This window comes from Vibrio sp. THAF64 (assembly GCF_009363455.1).
GTDB classification, from domain to species: domain Bacteria; phylum Pseudomonadota; class Gammaproteobacteria; order Enterobacterales; family Vibrionaceae; genus Vibrio; species Vibrio coralliilyticus.
Map to the genome: position 1 here is coordinate 2658593 of NZ_CP045355.1, position 17592 is coordinate 2676184.

Genomic DNA, 17592 nt, shown 5'->3' on the forward strand with positions numbered 1-17592 from the left:
GGTGTGTATGAAAACTCAAGTTATTTCCTTTGCGTCCCTTCTTTTACTGTCCGGTCACGTACTGGCGGCAGACGTGCTCAACCACAAGTCACCATATTGTGGATGCTGCACAGAATGGACCAAACACATGCAGGAAGCCGGATTCACGGTTGAAGAAAAATTGCACGATGATATGAACCCAATCAAACAAAAGCTGGGGATAAAGCCACAATTGGCCTCTTGCCATACAGCTGAAATTAACGGTTTTGTATTTGAGGGGCACGTTCCGGCACAGGACATTAAAGCTTTTTTAGAGAACCCACCTAAAAATGCTAAAGGTTTAGCCGTTCCTGGCATGCCGATGGGTTCGCCTGGTATGGAATATGGTAATGAAAAAGACGCCTATTCTGTTTATGCGTTTAACGAACAAGGTCAGGTATTTGAATACCGCTCTTACCCTGGAAATTAGTAATAACCATTTCTGTTGATGCTTTTATATTTTTAAACGCCTGACTTTGTCAGGCGTTTCTACTTTACACAGGCCAAAAAAAAACCAGCATTAGCAATTAGTTAGATGAAAAATGTAATTCTATTCAACTATTTGTAAATTTATTTTTCGCCTCTTTCAACATCCTCAGTTAACTTCCCTCCGGCGAAAAAGCGAGCATACGTGACGCATTTCTAATATTGCTGCTAATTGATGGCAACCACTGTTTCTCATCAAATCAGTCCAGGCAATCACAACTAAATACAACCAATTATTTGAGCGTAATACTATGAAAAAAACTCTACTTTTAGCGGCAACAGCTGCACTGGTTTCAATGCCTTCACTTGCTAATGAAAACTACATTGCAGTTGAACTAGGCGCTGGCTCTTACACCACGTCTGGCCAAGATGCCAACTCAGATGTTATCAATGACGATACGGGTTTTTTAAGCCTTAAAGCTGGCCATTATTTTAGCGATAACATCCGTGCTTATGGATACCTTCAAGCTGGTGCAGAATCTACCATCGAGTACCAAAACATCTTTGGCTATACCTATGCTAAGTCTAGTATTACCACTCATGAGTTTGGTGCAGGTGCTGATTATCTTCACAACCTAACAGACAAGTTCTACCTTCTAGCTGGTGGTAACCTAGGTATTTATAACAGTACCTATGAAGTCTCTGAGTTTGGTCTTTCAAAAGACAGTACCAACACGGGTTTAGCAGCTGGCGTAAACTTAGGTATGGGTTACAACTTTACGGATAACTTTAGTATGGAACTCGGCTACCGACACAGCCGTTTCTTCGGAAACGATCACGAGGTTGGTGTAATTAAGCTGAGTGTGGATGCTTCAAACACTGGCTACCTAAACGCTAGCTACTCTTTCTAAGCTAACGTCCATCAGGTGTGGTTGGACTCTCCACACCTGAATTTCCCATCTCTATCATTTAAAATTAAACAATCTCGGTTCAAGTTCTCATTTTTAAGACATCTAATGTCACATTCAGGACTTATAAGCAACATTGATATTGCGGTAGAATTCGCGTCCTCTGTTCAATCACGACGTACTTCGATAGCACTGCATGAATCTACTTGAAAAAGCTAAATCAGAACAATGCAATATTGCTATTGCAGATCTTACCTATAATCCAATGGATAAAACTCTCCATTCCAAACAAGGAGAAATATCTCTTGAACCAAGAAACTTGGCGTTACTGGAAATTTTACTCACAAACGTTGGGAACCCAACGTCAATTGAAGAATTTATAGAGTCGGTCTGGGAAAGTCAGTACATCTCCAAAAATGTGGTCACCAACAGAATTAGCCTATTGCGGAACCTCTTCCGTGAACACTCTGAAGAAGCCGATCCATCGAAGATCATCATCACTTACCCAAAACGGGGCTATTACATTCCAGAAAGCGGTGTTCAGCTTGTAGCAAAAACATCAGACTCAAACAAAGCTCCGCAAGCAGTTAACAAGAAAGTTGAAAAAAAGCAAACAGCGCTGCGCTATTTTTCCTGGAGTTTAAATTTGATTTTGAGTGCGATCGCTGTAGTGTTCGCGATCCACACTTGGTCTCATTTTGAAGAAGATAAAAAAAGGAATACTCTGCATATCCCTCAGGTTAGGCTGCTTCTCGATAGTATCAACCATGAAGAACAGAGCTTGAACCAAACCGTACTCAAATTAAAAGCACTGATCCTGCACTCACAAAGCTGTTCTCCGTATATCCATCTATCAAATATGAGTTCGCCAACCTACTACCTACAAAGCCTAAGCGAACATGAAAACTTCCCCGGCTCAGAAGCCTTTTATGACTCAGATTACACTCTGAGCTTTAATCTGTGGGAAGATACAAACGGAGTGTTGAACTTGGAGAGCCTTCTTCACCACTCTGCTTCTGGCCGAGTCGCTTGGCGCAAAATATATCATCTTCAGCCTCCCTACTTAGCTGCGACGATTAACCAGCTTAATGTGGATTTAAGTGAGTACTTCAAGCTCCCACAGCCGATAAAGCCGTTATCTTCGAAGTTGTCTAGCCAAATTGTACCTTTATCAGAGCTGACTCTTGAACAACTGCTCTCCCGCCAGCTATCTGGGATTGAAGTACTGTTTTATACTCGAGAGTTACTTTTCACTCAGCAATCTAGCGATGGATTAAAGAGTTGGATAAAAAAGGTGAGGAAGCAAACTCCAGTGCCTCCACCAGATCTGCATATGCTGCTGGCACTCCTTACTTATCGTTCGGGTGAAGTTGAACGCAGTTTACGAATGTTGCAAAGAGAGTATGTAACCGAGATACCAGAAAATGCGCTGATCTTGTTACTGCAAGCCAACATCAACCGAAAAATAGGCAACAAGCAAATGTATGTTGCCCACTATCTCAAAGCTATTTCAGCACTCACCAGTACCATTGAGGCTGAGCGGGTACTCGATCACTACTCTAGCCCCGACAGACAGCAGTCATGCCTCGATCTTTGGCGTGAGGTACTAAAAGACGTTAAGTACATTCAGGAACCGCAGTCGGTTCTATGGCAAGGTATTGAGCAATTCTGCCAACCTTACGATTAATTATTGAGGCACAAAAAATCCACCTCGTGAGGTGGATTTTCTAATCAAACTGAGCTGCCTAGCGACCAATAAGTTCAACCATCATCTGAATATGGAGATCATCATCGTTTAAACATGGAATGAAGTTAAAGACTTCTCCTCCTTGCTCAAGAAATACGTCTCTGCATTCTTCCGAAATCTCTTCCAAAGTCTCAAGGCAGTCCGAAGAAAAGGCGGGCGTCATGATATCCAGCTTCTTGATACCTTTTTCAGGCAACTTTTCCAGGGTTTTATCCGTGTAGGGTTGCAGCCATTCTTCACGACCGAAGCGGGATTGATAGGTCATTCCAATCTGCTCTTTGTTCAAGCCTAATTCCAATCTTAATAACTCTGTGGTTGCCTCACAATGCTTGGGATATATATCCCCGTTATCTGCGTAACGCTGAGGAATACCATGGTACGAACACAGTAAATAGTCACCACGTCCTTTTTCTGCCCAAGAACGCCTTACACTCTCTGCCAACGCTTTAATGTAAGTTGGATGGTCATGATAATCGCGGAGCATTTTATACCCTGGCATCACCGGAATATTTTTAAATGCTTTGGTTAAACCATCAGAAACTGCGGCAGTGGTTGTTCCCGAGTATTGTGGGTAAAGTGGCAATACAATCACCTCTTCCACACCCTTTTCTATCAAGGATTCCATCCCAGACTGAAGACTCGGATTACCATAAGTCATGCCAAGTTCGACTGGGATATCGATCGATTTAGCCAGTTTCTCAGCTTGGCGCTTAGAGTAAACCATAAGAGGAGAGCCTTCTTCCATCCAAACACTCTCATACAACTTGGCAACTTTGGGTGAGCGAATAGGCAAAATGACGCCATGTAGGATCGGACACCATAACCAACGTGTCATATCCACAACACGTTGGTCATGCAAGAACTGGCTGAGAAAACGCTTTACTTCAGGAGCTGTAGGTGCATCTGGTGTACCTAGGTTAACCAGTAGCACACCCTGTTTTTTATTGTTTTGCATAGGACCCTGTCGACACTTTAAAAGAGGCTTTACGTTGGAAACTTCTTTATCGATCAATATGTAGCGATAAAAAAAGCGACCCATCTGGGTCGCTTCAACTATATCAAACTTTTAAATTCTGCCGTTAGCAAAATTAAGCCAGTGCTTTCTCAATATCAGCGCTAACTTCGGCAACTTGTTTAGTACCATCGAACTTAAGGTACTTGGTGTTACCTGCTGCCGCTTCTTTACCGTAGTAGTCGATAAGCGGTGCAGTTTGCTCATGATAAACACCTAGACGAGCACGAACAGTTTCTTCTTTGTCGTCATCACGCACAACCAGGTCTTCACCTGTTACGTCGTCTTTGCCTTCAACTTTCGGCGGGTTGTACACTACGTGGTAAGTACGGCCAGAAGGTAGGTGAGCACGACGACCAGCCATGCGTTCAACGATAACGTCATCAGCAACGTCAAATTCAATAACGTAATCGACATCAACGCCCATTTCTTTCAGACCATCAGCCTGAGGAATCGTGCGCGGGAAACCATCTAGTAGGAAACCTTTTTCACAGTCATCTTGAGCAATGCGCTCTTTGATTAGACCTAGGATAATTTCATCAGAAACTAGCTGACCAGCATCGATAACAGCTTTAGCTTGTTTACCAAGCTCTGTACCTGCCTTGATAGCAGCACGTAGCATGTCACCAGTAGAGATTTGCGGAACACCGTATTTTTCCATGATGAAATTTGCTTGTGTGCCTTTACCTGCACCTGGAGCACCTAGAAGAATGATGCGCATGTTGAATCCTCTTAAGATAATGATGATTTATACCGAAGCTCACTATGGTGTTCATAACAAACAACAGCCTTAGCTCACGGTAAGTTTCGGTATAACTGTTCTTTCAATTGACAATAAAACAGGCGTGCACATTACACGCCTGCTCACTTTGTTTCAAGATTGCATTCTATCACACAATCTGTTCGCGTAGCGCAGCTTACGACTAAAGAATGCTTAAACACTCACATTAAGCTGTAAACTTACGTTGTTTTATTCACGATAAGCGCAAATAAATCAAAAAGCCCGCATAATGCGAGCTTTTTGTTACCGTTTGACTATTAGCCCTTAGTCAAAAGCGAGTTGATGGCGCCTACAAATTGAGACGGGTCTTCCATCGAACCACGCTCAGCTAGCATTGCCTGACCAAGAAGCACTTCGACCCAACGACCAAACGCTTCTTCATCGGCTTCGTCTGCCATGCGTTTGACAAGCTGGTGTTCTGGATTGATTTCGAAGATGTACTTCACTTCAGGTGCAGCCTGACCAGCGGCTTCAAGCAGCTTCGCCATTTGTGTACCCATTTCAAAATCATCGGTCACAACAACCGCTGGAGTTGAAGCTAGCTTGAACGTAGTACGTACTTCTTTTACGCGTTCGCCTAAGTAGTCCTTCGTACGTTCAACAACAGACTTAAACTCTTCTTCCGTTTCTTTCTGCTTTTCTTTTTCTTCTTCGTTCTCAAACTTGCTGAGGTCAAGGCCTGCTTTAGTGATCGACTGGAACTGCTTACCATCAAACTCTGTTAGGTAGTTCATCAACCACTCATCGATACGATCAAACATCAGAATGACTTCGATGCCTTTTGCTTTGAACTGCTCCAAGTGGGGGCTGTTCTTCGCAGCAGCGTAGCTATCTGCTGTCAGGTAGTAAATCTTGTCCTGACCTTCCTTCATACGCTCAACGTAAGAGGCTAAACCGACCGTTTGCTCCGAGGAATCCACTTCTGTAGAAGCAAAACGCAGCAAACCAGCAACTTTTTCTTTGTTGCTCATGTCTTCTGCAGGGCCCTCTTTTAGAACCAGACCAAACTCTTTCCAGAATGACTGATACTTCTCTTCGTCATTTTTCGCCATGCGCTCAAGCATCGTAAGAACACGCTTAGTACAAGCGTTGCGCAGAGATTGCGTCACTTTGTTGTCTTGTAGAATTTCACGTGACACGTTCAATGGCAGATCGTTTGAATCAATTAAGCCACGAACGAAACGCAGGTAAGAAGGCATGAATTGCTCAGCGTCGTCCATGATAAATACACGCTGAACGTACAGTTTGAGACCCGATTTGTGGTCACGGTTCATCATGTCCCAAGGCGCTTTTGCTGGGATATACAGTAAGCTGGTGTAATCGTTCTTACCTTCAACACGGTTGTGGCTCCACACCAGTGGATCAGCGAAGTCGTGAGAAACGTGTTTGTAGAACTCTTGATACTCTTCTTCAGAGATATCAGATTTGTTGCGTGTCCAAAGTGCTTGAGCTTTGTTGATTTGCTCCCACTTCTTCTCACCTGTTTCTTTACCTTCTTCGTCGCGCTCGGCAGTCTGAATGGCAACAGGGATGCCAATGTGATCCGAGTACTTGCTGATCACTTCACGCAAGCGCCACTCGTTTAGGAACTCTTTACCTTCATCGCGCATGTGAAGAACGATATCAGTACCACGAGATTCTTTTGAGATTGTCTCGATGGTGTATTCACCTTCACCAGCAGAATGCCACTGAACTGCTTCATCAGCTGACAGGCCAGCAGCACGAGTACGAACTGTTACTGCATCGGCAACTATAAATGCAGAGTAGAAACCAACACCAAACTGACCAATCAGTTGAGAGTCTTTAGATTGGTCTTCCGACAGCTTTGAGAAAAATTCGGCTGTACCTGATTTTGCAATCGTACCCAAATGCTCGATCACATCATCACGGCTCATACCAATGCCGTTATCAGAAATAGTTAGGGTATTTGACGCTTCATCAAATGAAAGTTTTACACCTAATTCAGCATCGCCTTGATATAAATTAGGATTAGATAGCGCCTGAAAACGTAACTTATCTGAAGCATCAGATGCGTTCGAAATCAGTTCACGCAAAAAGATCTCTTTATTGGAATAAAGAGAATGAATCATTAAGTGAAGTAGCTGTTTTACTTCAGATTGAAAGCCACGAGTTTCTTTGTTTTGTGTTGCTGTATCGCTCATGATAGCTCCGTAACATCTATATTTATCAAGCCTCCGCATTGTCAACGGGGGCGATACTGAGATAATCTGCAAGTTAACATGAGGGTGACAATTGTAAATTCAAGGTCAAAAATCATAAAAACAGTGTTTTTTTGATCTTATTTTGACTATTCTTGCACCTCAAAAAATCAAAAAAACTAAACGTCACCTCCCTGATATAGGGATTTTTGCGCGCATCTGATGAAATCTATACAACAATAATGGTCATATCCAATGAGTAACATAGGCACTAAGTTCAATCTTGCTAACAGATTCACTTTTGACCCCAATACGAACTCTCTGGTGGACAAATCAAACGACAATGAAGTCATTCGTCTGGGAAGCAATGAAAGTCGCATCCTTCTTTTACTGTCAGAAAAACCCAATGACATCGTATCCCGCAACGAACTGCATGACTTCGTCTGGCGAGAACAAGGCTTTGAAGTCGATGACTCCAGCCTAACTCAGGCGATTTCGACATTACGCAAGCAGCTTCAAGACTCAACCAAGTCTCCTCAATATGTCAAAACAGTACCTAAGCGCGGCTATCAACTTATTTGTAATGTAGAACGTGCAACCCCATTTATGAGTGGAGACACTTCAGTAGCGGAAGAGGAAGCACTTGAAGCAGAAGATGTTTCGGTTGAACTACCTACAGACTCTCATGTAGACGAAGTCAGCCCACTTAAGTCGACCGTTACGGAAACAAAATCAGCACCAAGCGTCGCAAAGCAAGTTAAGCCTCAATCAAGATGGGCTATGCGTATTATGTTGGTTTTGGCACTGCTTATCCCTTTGTGCGTTGTACTATTTACCAACCCTGCAGAATCAAAATTCCGCCAGGTTGCGGTTTACGATAATACTCCGGTGAAAACGCCGATTAATCATCCTGATCTCAGTGAGTGGTACCCATCAATTGAGCAATGTGTGAAACGTTACAATGCCGCTCATGCAACCGTCGCTCCCGTCGAAGTAATCGCGACTGGTGGCCAGAACAATCAGTTAGTACTGAACTACATTCATTCACTAGACAACTCTGGTGAAAACATCACCGTTCGTATTTTTGCTGAACAACAAGACCTCAGTAAAGTTTGCCAATAGGAATAACGACATGAATCAGAAAATCGCAGCTGGGTTACTTGTTCTGTCAGCTCTGTTCAGTGGCTGGCTATACTGGGGCAGTGATCTAAAAGTTGAGCAAGTGCTGACCGCGAAGGAATGGCAGTCAAAAATGGTGACAGTAATTACAGACAGCCTTCAAGAAGAGTCAGTTGGCCCGCTTCGCAAAGTAGATGTCACCTCTAACGTGAAGTACCTACCTAACGGTAGCTACATTCGAGTTGCTACTGTTCGTCTGTATGCTAACAATGCAGAAAGTGAAAACGTCATCAACATCTCTGAAACGGGCGAATGGGATATCAGTGATAACTACCTGCTGGTCTCACCTATCGAGTTCAAAGACGTTTCTTCAGCACAAAGCAAAGACTTCACTGCCGATCAGCTAAAACTCATCACTCAGATCTTTAAGATGGATGCTCAACAGAGCCGCCGAATAGACATTGTGAATGAGAAAACATTACTTCTAACGAGCTTAAGTCACGGCTCTACGGTACTTTTCTCTAACTAATTTCTACCTAAGGGGAGCATGATGCTCCCCTAATTTTATCTTACTCATCATGGATTGGATTCACTCAATTGGGCTATTGATCGGCTCATTTATCTCAAATACGCTTGCTTCCTTGTCTGGCGGGGGTGCTGGACTTTTGCAATTCCCGTTGCTCATTTTCTTCGGCCTACCATTTTCCGTTGCGCTTGCAACTCACAAGGTCGCCAGCGTCGCGCTTGGTATTGGTGCAGCTTTCACGCACATTAAGCAAAAAACGATAGACTTCAAAGTCGCTCTGTATGTGATTACGGTAGGCAGTATCGGCGTCATCATCGGCGCCAATATCGTGTTGATGATTCCCGAGAAGCTGGCCGAAACGTTATTGGGGCTGATGATTCTAGCTATCGGTATCTACTCTCGCTTCAAACGACAATTGGGCCAGCAAGAACTTCCAACCAATCGTCATACGCTAGGTTGGATATTCGGCGGGCTGGGCCTGATTCTAATTGGGATAATGAATGGCTCTCTCACGGCGGGCTCTGGGCTATTAGTGACTATCTTCTTAGTTCGCTGGTTTGGTTATAGCTATAAGCAGGCTGTCGCGTTAACAATGATTTGCGTCGGGCTATTTTGGAACGGTATTGGCGGTGCTGCGGTGGCACAAGCAGGCGCCCCAATTTACTGGCCATGGCTACCTATTTTATTGCTCGGTTCCTTCCTTGGCGGAGGACTAGGAGCTTACCTGAGCACTCGTTATAGTAATCAGGTTATTAAGGTTTGTTTTGAATTGCTGACCTTTGCGGTCGGCATCAAGTTATTACTGTGAGTGTTTATGGACAAAGCAAAAATCGATATTTATTACTGTCGCCAATGCAATTGGATGTTGCGATCTACATGGTTATCTCAGGAGCTGCTACATACTTTCAGTGAAGAGCTCGAAACCGTCTCCTTGCATCCCGATACAGGCGGTCGTTTTGAGATTCATTGCAATGGTCTTCTTATTTGGGAAAGAAAGCGTGATGGTGGCTTCCCAGAAGCGAAAGTACTGAAACAGAAAGTCCGAGATATCATAGATCCAGAAAGGGACCTTGGCCATTCTGATACTAAGTAAAAAATGCCCGTTTTAGCGGGCATTTTTTATAGTTGAATCGAGGCTAGCACCTGATTATCGAAGGTCACCACTTTTAGCTCTCCTTCTTCATAGACACCGAAACTAGGTTCAAAACCATTACGTGGGAACGTCACTGAGCCTGGGTTAAAGATGACTTGTTCCCCTTGCCACTGCGCAGCAGGCACATGGGTATGACCATGTGTAATCACGTCCCCACGCTTTAAAGGAGGACGTTTGTCCGTGTTATACAGATGACCATGAGTAACAAACAAGCGATGGCCGCTCTCGAGCAACACCCATGCGTAATCCATCATCATAGGAAAAGAGAGCAGCATCTGATCAACTTCGCTGTCACAATTACCTCTAACAGCAATAATCTTCTGCGCATATTGATTGAGTCGTTCCGCGACTGCTGGAGGGTTGTAACCTTCTGGTACCGGATTGCGCGGCCCGTGATTAAGAATATCGCCCAATAAAACTATAGTCTCAGCGCCAGATTGGTCGAACTGCGCAAGTACTTTCTCGGTTGCAGGCAAACTGCCATGCAAGTCTGAGGCAAAAAACAATTTCATGACATCATTTCCTCAAAATAACTGAGGCTATTTTACGGACTCAACGATGTTTAGTCATCTCTCGCCATGCCATTAATCACAATATTGTTGTAGCTTACCATCCCTATAACCTGACCATCTTCAATCACAGGAGCTCGACTGATACCAAAGCGTTCGAATAAACGAGCGCAGTATTTCACATTCATATCAGGATCCACCGATAATGCTGGTTTTGTCATAATCTCATAAATATTGATCCGATCAGGCGAGCGATTCTTTGCCAGCACTTTTTTCGCAATGTCATTCATTAGCACCAGACCGAACTCATCGTCTTCATTCCGTTTGTTCACAACCAAAGCTTTCACTTCATGGCTGCGAGCTAGCTGAATACCTTCTCTGACGGTTGTCAGGCCATCAATCATGACGTAAGTACTCGCCATCACATCACGTACACGGATTTTTTCATGACTGCTCATAATTCGTCCTCTACTACTTTGGTTAGTTTTTCCACCTGATGAGCAACGCCGACTGCATCTTCAATGTCGATCTGTACCGCTATTCCCTGCCCAGACTCCTGATCAAATTCTCCAACCTCACTGATGGTTTCAAGAATATGACGAGAAAGGTGCTCTTCGACAACGAACAGCAATACGTCTTTTTGCACTTCTAGGGTCAGACCAAAAAAGGTGCGCTTCTTATTTAGGCCTTCCCCTCTGGCGTGATTGATCACGGTAGCGCCTGTTGCACCTGCACTCCTGGCCGCATCCAGTACCGTTTCAGTTTTACTGTCTTCGACAAAAGCCAGTATCAATTTAAAGCGCATTTTCACTATCCTCCTTCGTCGACTCTTTGTTGAGCCAACGAGTGATTTGGGCATAACCCATAACAGAAATCATCGGGAACAAACTGGCAAAGGCAATCAGGCCAAAACCATCAATCATTGGGTTTCTTCCTGGAACGGTAGAAGCAAGCCCTAACCCTAAGGCGGCGACCAAAGGCACGGTGACTGTGGATGTCGTGACGCCGCCAGAATCGTAGGCCAGCGGGACAATTAACTTGGGAGCGTAAAAGGTCTGTATAACGACCACAATGTAACCAGCGATAATGTAGTAATGGATTGGATCGCCAACAACGATCCGATAACTCCCCAAAGAGATGCCAATTGCTACTCCCAACGCCACGGCGATGCGTAGGCCGTTCACACTGATAGAGCCACCCGACACTTGGTTAGCCTTAATAGCGACAGCAATCAGAGAAGGCTCAGCAATTGTCGTACTAAAGCCAATACAGAAGGCGAATAAATACACCCAGTAGTAATCCTGCCACCCAATAGCGCCCGATACGCTGGTTCTGAATTCTTGTAAAAAGGCAGGGGCCGTCAATTGGGTCGCCATCGTTTCCCCGAGTGGGAACAACGCCAGCTCTAAACCGATAAGGAACAAAGATAAACCAAGAATCACGTACCCGAACCCAAGCAATACTTTGGGTAGATTCGTTACTGGGCGGCGTAATACTGTAAACTGAAAGCCGAAAATAATAGATGCGATAGGGATGACATCGCTAATAGTGCCAAGGAAAGTGTCAACAAAGTGCGACCATTCAATCATGCCACCACCATTCCATAAACCATCACAAACATCATAGGTAACAAGGACGCAAAGGCGATTAACCCGAAACCATCTATCATCGGATTGCGACCTTTAATGGCCGATGCAAGACCAACGCCGAGAGCTGTCACCAAAGGGACTGTGATGGTTGATGTGGTCACGCCGCCAGAATCGTATGCCACACCAATAATGGCATCTGGTGCAAACATGGTCAGTACGACAACCCCGATGTATCCGCCGATAATCATGTACTGAATCGACCACCCTTTAAGAATACGGAGTACCCCAAGCATGATGGCTATCCCTACCGATAAGGCGACGGTGTAGCGCAAACCATTAGCATAGTCGTCCTTCGCCACTTCTCCAGAAGCAATCATCCCCCCTTCAGCCGCAACTTCTGCTGCTTCATCGGCTACAGCAGTGAGGGCGGGTTCAGCTACCGTGGTACCAAACCCCAAACAAAACGCGAAGATCATCAACCAGAAAACGCTGCCCTTTCTAGCAAACGCCTGTGCCATGGACTCACCAATCGGAAACAGCCCCATCTCCAACCCGAAGATAAAAAACGTCAACCCCATGACAACCAACATTAGACCGAACAATATCGATAACATATTGGGCAGCGGCTCTTGCAGCACCACCAGCTGAAAAAAAGCAATTACGGCAACAATTGGCAACAGATCCCGCATGCTGCCCAAGAACGCTTTTAGCAGCGCAGTAATTGCCTGCATAGAAACCTCTTTATCCGTGAAGTACTTGTTTATGATGACAAATGGATTGCACAGTTGATGTGACTCGCATAGCGGGATGGCCAACAAAAGTAACAAAATGTTAATTTTGTGATAATCATTAGTTTTGCATAATCAATGATCCTAATAGCTGCTAACTCGCTATAATTACTAGAATTACCATAAATACCACCTGAGTAATCTGGCATTTATGGAGGAGCAAAGGAGAGCGAAATGAAAGTACTACTCACTGGTGGCACAGGTTTTATTGGCAGGGAATTGCTGAAGCACTTCACAACGTACGAAGTCGTTCTGCTCACCCGCTCTCCCGCCAAAGCAAAAGCGGCCGTCAACCATGCTGATTTAGGTAACATCACCTACCTATCAGACTTAGAGCAGTACCATGACCTCAATGAATTCGATGCCATCGTTAATCTAGCGGGCGAGCCCATCGCTGACAAACGCTGGAATAAGAAACAAAAAGAAGCCATTTGTAAAAGCCGTTGGGCTACCACAGAAAAAATCGTTGATTTGATCCATGCGAGCACATCTCCTCCCTCTGTGTTTATAAGCGGTTCTGCAGTTGGGTACTATGGCGACCAGCAGGATCACCCCTTCGACGAAGGACTGCACGTTCATAATGAAGGGTTTCCTCATCATGTTTGCGCAAAGTGGGAGCAGATCGCTAATCGAGCTCGTTCCGAATCCACTCGAGTATGCATACTCAGAACGGGAGTCGTGCTAGGGCAAGACGGTGGAGCACTGGATAAGATGCTGCTGCCTTACAAGCTTGGCCTAGGTGGGCCAATCGGCAATGGCCGACAATACATGCCGTGGATACACATGCTGGACATGGTTCGCGGTATTGTCTATTTACTCGAGACCGAGCATGCCCATGGAGAATTCAACTTATGTGCACCTCACCCTGTGACCAACAAGCAGTTTAGCCAAACATTGGCGAAGTCACTCAAACGTCCTCACCTCTTGTTTACCCCAAAATGGGCTCTGCGTTTAGCTATGGGGGAAAGTTCAGTATTGCTGTTTGATAGTATTCGAGCTAAACCCAAAAAGCTTACGGAGCTCGGGTTTCGTTTCAGTTACTCCCGATTAGAGCCCGCTCTGAAAAATCTATTACAACATCATGAATAATCTTTTACTCTAAGCTATCTCCGTTGCGCTAGAAGAAAGGATCTCATGTCTAAATCTATACTCATCACTGGTTGCTCGACTGGTATTGGTTACGTTTGTGCGCACGCACTCAACCAAAAAGGCTATCAAGTCATTGCGTCATGTCGACATACTGATGATGTTGAACGTCTGCGCAACGAAGGGCTAACGTGTATACAGCTAGATCTGGCTGATAGCGATAGCATTTCAAGCGGCGTTAAACAGACACTAAAACTGACGAACGGCAAGCTTGATGCTCTATTTAACAATGGGGCTTATGGTCAGCCGGGTGCTTTGGAGGACCTTCCCACTCAAGCTTTAAGAGAACAATTTGAAACCAATTTCTTTGGCTGGCATCAGCTAGTATGCGAAATTTTGCCGGTTATGCGCCAGAATGGGCACGGCAGAATTGTTCAGAACAGTTCCGTTCTTGGCTTTGCAGCGATGAAATATAGAGGTGCGTATAACGCTTCCAAGTTTGCGCTTGAAGGCTGGACAGACACACTTAGATTAGAACTGCATAGCAGCGACATTCACATCAGCCTAATAGAGCCGGGGCCAATTGAGACTGAATTCAGAAAAAATGCACTCCAAGCTTTTCTAAAGTGGATTGATATCAAAGACAGCGTCCATCATCAGCAATACCAAAATCAATTACAGCGATTAGAAAAGGAGTCTTCTAACAACTCCTTCGTTTTACCAGCTGAATCTTGTATTGCGCCTCTTCTACACGCATTAGAATCAGACAAACCTAAAATTCGCTACAGAGTCACCACACCAACCAAAGTGTTTGCCGTGTTAAAACGGTTACTGCCTAGCCGATTATTGGATGGTATTTTGCGACGCGCTGCTTAAAAATAAATCACCGAGTGTAATTTTTTCGTAACAATAAGACGCTAACTTACACCCTGAAGTTGTTCACTTCATGACCTCATTTAAGCGTTGCATTCGGTAAAAGACATGACATTAAACCAGTTAAACTGGCTAAGTGTGGGTGTTGCGCTAACTTTGTTTATCGTTTTATAAACACCTTCGCTTGCATTAGGCAGCAATCACACCGCTTTCACAAGCGGTGTTTTTGTATCTGCTATTCCCTTGATATCTATAGCAACCGCCCATATGTTTGTTGTATCCAACTCTTTGCAAGGAATCACCAGATGCAATCTCCTTTTATTGTGGAACTGAGCGAACAGAACTTCCGTCAAGTACTGGAAGGCTCAATGCAAACGCCCGTACTTATTCATTTCTGGGCCCCAATGAGCCAAGAAAGCACTCAAATTATTCCCGAGCTGCAAAATCTTGCTCAACAATATAATGGAGCGTTCACACTGGCATTGCTCAACTGCGAACAGGAGCAGATGATCGCAAGCCAGTTTGGTGTACAAGCTCTGCCCACCATTGCATTGTTTGTGAATGGTCAACCTGTCGATGGCTTAGGCGGTCCTCAAGAGCTCCCTGCAATTCAAGCTATGCTTGCCAAACATCTACCGAGCCAAGATGAGCTTAATCTAAAACAAGCTGTAGAATTTCTTCAATCAGGCCAGCATGCTCAGGCTTTAGCACTTCTTCAGGCATTGCCAGATGAGCTAAAACAGAAAGGCGACGTAAAGCTCGCTTTAGCAGATTGCTTACTAGAAACTCAAAGCTTTGATCAGGCTAAAGCCTTGTTAGATACCATCCCTATGGAATATCAGGACAACTACTACAAAGGCTTAGTGGCAAAACTGGAGCTACACGATCAAGCGGCGAACAGCCCTGAAATCCAGTCTCTTGAGAATACGTTGAAAGAAAATCCAGCGGATGCCAAGAACGCCGCAGAACTCGCACTGAGCTACCATCAAGTTAATCGTGACGAAGAAGCACTCGAATTACTATGGACCTTCTTACGCAGTGATTTAAATGCTCTTGATGGCGACATGAAAAAGCACTTTATGGATATTCTCGCAGCACTAGGTCAGGGAAACCCAATTGCCGCGAAGTATCGTCGACAGCTCTACTCTGTACTCTATTAACCTTCCCTCAAATCACCTTTAAAGCCGGCATGTCCGGCTTTAATTTTGCGCGAATTTAGCACTGGTTCTCATTTATGTCATTGTGCTGCCACATGAATTAAGCAACAATCGACATAATAACTTATACAAGGACTCAGATATGGCTATCGACTCTCTCATTACCATCGGCATTTTTCTCATTGTCGCTATCGCGTTCATCATGGCAGGGGTCAAGACTGTACCTCAGGGTAACCACTGGACCGTCGAACGTTTTGGCCGCTACACCCTGACTCTGAAACCAGGTTTGAACATCATCATTCCTTTTATTGACGGTATAGGTCATAAAATCAATATGATGGAGCGCGTGTTAGACATCCCCGCTCAGGAAGTCATTTCTAAAGACAATGCTAACGTCACTATTGATGCCGTCTGTTTTGTTCAAGTCGTCGATGCAGCCAAAGCCGCGTACGAAGTTAACGACCTAGAGCACGCCATTCGCAACCTGACACTGACTAATATCCGTACCGTCTTAGGCTCTATGGAGCTTGATGAGATGCTGAGTCAACGTGATATGATCAACAGCAAGTTGCTGTCTATTGTCGATGAAGCAACCAACCCTTGGGGTGTGAAAGTAACACGTATTGAAATCAAAGATGTGCAACCACCAACGGATCTAACCGCTGCCATGAATGCTCAAATGAAAGCAGAACGTAACAAGCGTGCTGAGATCTTAGAAGCTGAAGGTATCCGTCAGGCAGAAATCTTAAGAGCAGAAGGTCAGAAGCAATCTGAAATTTTGAAAGCGGAAGGTGATAAGCAAGCCGCGATACTTCAAGCAGAAGCTCGTGAACGAGCAGCTGAAGCCGAAGCGAGAGCAACAACTATGGTATCGGAAGCAATTGCCCAAGGTGACATGCAAGCTGTGAATTACTTCATTGCCCAAGGCTATACGGACGCATTACGAGCGATTGGCCAAGCCGAAAATGGCAAGATTATCATGCTACCACTTGAGGCATCAGGACTGATGGGTTCCGTGGCTGGTATCGCAGAAATGTTCAAGCATAAATCCGATCAGAATAAATAGAGGTGCTCTTGTTCGAACTACTAGATTCTCTCAATTATTGGCACTGGCTTGCCTTCGGGCTAGCTTTACTGGCTGTGGAACTGCTTGGTACTGCTGGTTACTTTCTTTGGCTGGGTTTGTCGGCTTTAATCGTAGGCCTACTACTTACTTTACTTCCGATGAGCTGGCAACTGCAGTGGATTGCTTTTAGTGTATTTTCACTCATGACAACCTGGCTATGGTGGAGACGACAATTTAAGAAGGACTCCTCCGACGACCTAAACCGAGACTTAAACCAGAAGCAGAAACAACTCATTGGCCAGACAGTTCTGGTTGAAGAAAACCTAGCGCCAGGAAAGCATCGCATAAAAGTGGGGGATACCACTTGGTCAGCGCAAACTGAACACGCGATACCCGCAGGTACACTCGTAGAAATAACTCAAGTGAACGGTATTATTCTCACTATAGAAGAAAAAAAATAATCTCTATCTCAGGCTCTTTGCTTAACAAAGAGCCTTTTTTCTTCTAGAAACACTTCCCTTGAAGTAACAAGTGATAGTATTCAAATACTTAACGCATTATTGTCTTGAATTAAGTTGCTATTTATACCGACAAATAGCATTAATCAAAATCAATCTTCTCATTTCAAACAAAATAACATTCTAACCATATCATTTAGTTATTAATTAGTTTCTC

At 44.5% G+C, this 17592-nt stretch carries 20 protein-coding genes; 12 read left to right on the forward strand and 8 right to left on the reverse strand.

The genetic code is table 11. The features are described from left to right. The first annotated feature begins 7 nt into the window (after positions 1-7). The 3 genes from FIU99_RS12375 (at position 8) to FIU99_RS12385 (ending at position 3039) form a co-directional block, all read left to right on the forward strand. The gene (locus FIU99_RS12375) at positions 8-448 is read left to right on the forward strand and encodes a DUF411 domain-containing protein (RefSeq protein WP_006957395.1); all 441 of its coding nucleotides are present in this window, start codon (positions 8-10) and stop codon (positions 446-448) included. A gap of 307 nt (positions 449-755) precedes the next feature. Beyond that, positions 756-1355: an outer membrane protein gene (locus tag FIU99_RS12380; RefSeq protein WP_006957394.1), complete on the forward strand. Its 600-nt coding sequence runs from the start codon at positions 756-758 to the stop codon at positions 1353-1355. A 193-nt stretch (positions 1356-1548) separates the two neighbouring features. Continuing rightward, positions 1549-3039, forward strand: a complete 1491-nt coding sequence (locus FIU99_RS12385; protein ID WP_006957393.1) for a winged helix-turn-helix domain-containing protein — start codon at positions 1549-1551, stop codon at positions 3037-3039. A gap of 58 nt (positions 3040-3097) precedes the next feature. On the opposite strand, the gene hemH is transcribed toward FIU99_RS12385, so the two are convergent. The 3 genes from hemH to htpG all read right to left on the reverse strand — a co-directional run bounded on the left by hemH (position 3098) and on the right by htpG (position 7054). Continuing rightward, on the reverse strand, positions 3098-4054 hold the full coding sequence (gene hemH / locus FIU99_RS12390; RefSeq protein ID WP_006957392.1) for a ferrochelatase: 957 nt from the start codon (positions 4052-4054) through the stop codon (positions 3098-3100). A 133-nt stretch (positions 4055-4187) separates the two neighbouring features. Then, a complete protein-coding gene (gene adk, locus FIU99_RS12395; RefSeq protein ID WP_006957391.1) occupies positions 4188-4832 on the reverse strand; it encodes an adenylate kinase in 645 nt (214 codons plus the stop codon). Between the two features lie 317 nt (positions 4833-5149). Next, positions 5150-7054 carry a molecular chaperone HtpG gene (htpG, locus tag FIU99_RS12400; RefSeq protein ID WP_006957390.1) on the reverse strand — a complete coding sequence of 635 codons (1905 nt, stop codon included), beginning with the start codon at positions 7052-7054 and terminating at the stop codon, positions 5150-5152. Between the two features lie 252 nt (positions 7055-7306). Between htpG and FIU99_RS12405 the strand changes: the two genes are divergently transcribed. From FIU99_RS12405 to FIU99_RS12420, 4 genes are read left to right on the forward strand one after another with little or no spacing between them, the layout of a single operon-like run. Next, positions 7307-8173, forward strand: a complete 867-nt coding sequence (locus tag FIU99_RS12405; RefSeq protein WP_038510058.1) for a transcriptional regulator — start codon at positions 7307-7309, stop codon at positions 8171-8173. 10 nt (positions 8174-8183) lie between these two features. Next, on the forward strand, positions 8184-8699 hold the full coding sequence (locus tag FIU99_RS12410; protein ID WP_006957388.1) for a regulatory protein ToxS: 516 nt from the start codon (positions 8184-8186) through the stop codon (positions 8697-8699). Between the two features lie 49 nt (positions 8700-8748). Then, a complete protein-coding gene (locus tag FIU99_RS12415; RefSeq protein ID WP_039951157.1) occupies positions 8749-9504 on the forward strand; it encodes a sulfite exporter TauE/SafE family protein in 756 nt (251 codons plus the stop codon). A gap of 6 nt (positions 9505-9510) precedes the next feature. After that, positions 9511-9789 carry a SelT/SelW/SelH family protein gene (locus tag FIU99_RS12420; protein ID WP_006957386.1) on the forward strand — a complete coding sequence of 93 codons (279 nt, stop codon included), beginning with the start codon at positions 9511-9513 and terminating at the stop codon, positions 9787-9789. A gap of 26 nt (positions 9790-9815) precedes the next feature. Here the strand turns inward: FIU99_RS12420 and yfcE are convergent, their stop codons facing one another. From yfcE to FIU99_RS12445, 5 genes are read right to left on the reverse strand one after another with little or no spacing between them, the layout of a single operon-like run. Continuing rightward, entirely contained in the window at positions 9816-10361 is a 546-nt protein-coding gene (gene yfcE / locus FIU99_RS12425) for a phosphodiesterase (RefSeq protein WP_006957385.1), read from the reverse strand. A gap of 50 nt (positions 10362-10411) precedes the next feature. Continuing rightward, positions 10412-10816, reverse strand: coding sequence for a CBS domain-containing protein (locus FIU99_RS12430; RefSeq protein WP_006957384.1), 405 nt, complete (start codon positions 10814-10816; stop codon positions 10412-10414). Beyond that, positions 10813-11163, reverse strand: coding sequence for a P-II family nitrogen regulator (locus FIU99_RS12435; RefSeq protein WP_006957383.1), 351 nt, complete (start codon positions 11161-11163; stop codon positions 10813-10815). Before FIU99_RS12435 ends, FIU99_RS12430 begins: the two co-directional genes overlap by 4 nt. Then, on the reverse strand, positions 11153-11947 hold the full coding sequence (locus FIU99_RS12440; RefSeq protein ID WP_039951155.1) for a DUF1538 domain-containing protein: 795 nt from the start codon (positions 11945-11947) through the stop codon (positions 11153-11155). Before FIU99_RS12440 ends, FIU99_RS12435 begins: the two co-directional genes overlap by 11 nt. Further along, complete coding sequence (locus FIU99_RS12445) at positions 11944-12678, reverse strand: DUF1538 domain-containing protein (protein ID WP_021457029.1); 735 nt, start codon at positions 12676-12678, stop codon at positions 11944-11946. Before FIU99_RS12445 ends, FIU99_RS12440 begins: the two co-directional genes overlap by 4 nt. 231 nt (positions 12679-12909) lie before the next feature. On the opposite strand from FIU99_RS12445, the gene FIU99_RS12450 reads away from it, so the two are divergent. From FIU99_RS12450 to FIU99_RS12475, 5 genes are all read left to right on the forward strand, one after another. After that, on the forward strand, positions 12910-13824 hold the full coding sequence (locus tag FIU99_RS12450) for a TIGR01777 family oxidoreductase (protein WP_006957382.1): 915 nt from the start codon (positions 12910-12912) through the stop codon (positions 13822-13824). Positions 13825-13869: 45 nt separating this feature from the next. Then, a complete protein-coding gene (locus tag FIU99_RS12455) occupies positions 13870-14697 on the forward strand; it encodes an SDR family oxidoreductase (protein ID WP_152472296.1) in 828 nt (275 codons plus the stop codon). Between the two features lie 302 nt (positions 14698-14999). Next, positions 15000-15854: a co-chaperone YbbN gene (locus tag FIU99_RS12465; RefSeq protein WP_006957380.1), complete on the forward strand. Its 855-nt coding sequence runs from the start codon at positions 15000-15002 to the stop codon at positions 15852-15854. Between the two features lie 139 nt (positions 15855-15993). Further along, positions 15994-16917: an SPFH domain-containing protein gene (locus tag FIU99_RS12470; protein ID WP_006957379.1), complete on the forward strand. Its 924-nt coding sequence runs from the start codon at positions 15994-15996 to the stop codon at positions 16915-16917. A gap of 8 nt (positions 16918-16925) precedes the next feature. Then, a complete protein-coding gene (locus FIU99_RS12475) occupies positions 16926-17378 on the forward strand; it encodes an NfeD family protein (RefSeq protein ID WP_006957378.1) in 453 nt (150 codons plus the stop codon). Positions 17379-17592 lie beyond the last annotated feature (214 nt).

Coding starts and splice junctions, on each gene's coding strand:
- FIU99_RS12375 (WP_006957395.1), top strand. CDS start 8: ATGAAAACTCAAGTTATTTCCTTTGCGTCCCTTCTTTTACTGTCCGGT.
- FIU99_RS12380 (WP_006957394.1), top strand. CDS start 756: ATGAAAAAAACTCTACTTTTAGCGGCAACAGCTGCACTGGTTTCAATG.
- FIU99_RS12385 (WP_006957393.1), top strand. CDS start 1,549: ATGAATCTACTTGAAAAAGCTAAATCAGAACAATGCAATATTGCTATT.
- hemH (WP_006957392.1), bottom strand. CDS start 4,054: ATGCAAAACAATAAAAAACAGGGTGTGCTACTGGTTAACCTAGGTACA.
- adk (WP_006957391.1), bottom strand. CDS start 4,832: ATGCGCATCATTCTTCTAGGTGCTCCAGGTGCAGGTAAAGGCACACAA.
- htpG (WP_006957390.1), bottom strand. CDS start 7,054: ATGAGCGATACAGCAACACAAAACAAAGAAACTCGTGGCTTTCAATCT.
- FIU99_RS12405 (WP_038510058.1), top strand. CDS start 7,307: ATGAGTAACATAGGCACTAAGTTCAATCTTGCTAACAGATTCACTTTT.
- FIU99_RS12410 (WP_006957388.1), top strand. CDS start 8,184: ATGAATCAGAAAATCGCAGCTGGGTTACTTGTTCTGTCAGCTCTGTTC.
- FIU99_RS12415 (WP_039951157.1), top strand. CDS start 8,749: ATGGATTGGATTCACTCAATTGGGCTATTGATCGGCTCATTTATCTCA.
- FIU99_RS12420 (WP_006957386.1), top strand. CDS start 9,511: ATGGACAAAGCAAAAATCGATATTTATTACTGTCGCCAATGCAATTGG.
- yfcE (WP_006957385.1), bottom strand. CDS start 10,361: ATGAAATTGTTTTTTGCCTCAGACTTGCATGGCAGTTTGCCTGCAACC.
- FIU99_RS12430 (WP_006957384.1), bottom strand. CDS start 10,816: ATGAGCAGTCATGAAAAAATCCGTGTACGTGATGTGATGGCGAGTACT.
- FIU99_RS12435 (WP_006957383.1), bottom strand. CDS start 11,163: ATGCGCTTTAAATTGATACTGGCTTTTGTCGAAGACAGTAAAACTGAA.
- FIU99_RS12440 (WP_039951155.1), bottom strand. CDS start 11,947: ATGATTGAATGGTCGCACTTTGTTGACACTTTCCTTGGCACTATTAGC.
- FIU99_RS12445 (WP_021457029.1), bottom strand. CDS start 12,678: ATGCAGGCAATTACTGCGCTGCTAAAAGCGTTCTTGGGCAGCATGCGG.
- FIU99_RS12450 (WP_006957382.1), top strand. CDS start 12,910: ATGAAAGTACTACTCACTGGTGGCACAGGTTTTATTGGCAGGGAATTG.
- FIU99_RS12455 (WP_152472296.1), top strand. CDS start 13,870: ATGTCTAAATCTATACTCATCACTGGTTGCTCGACTGGTATTGGTTAC.
- FIU99_RS12465 (WP_006957380.1), top strand. CDS start 15,000: ATGCAATCTCCTTTTATTGTGGAACTGAGCGAACAGAACTTCCGTCAA.
- FIU99_RS12470 (WP_006957379.1), top strand. CDS start 15,994: ATGGCTATCGACTCTCTCATTACCATCGGCATTTTTCTCATTGTCGCT.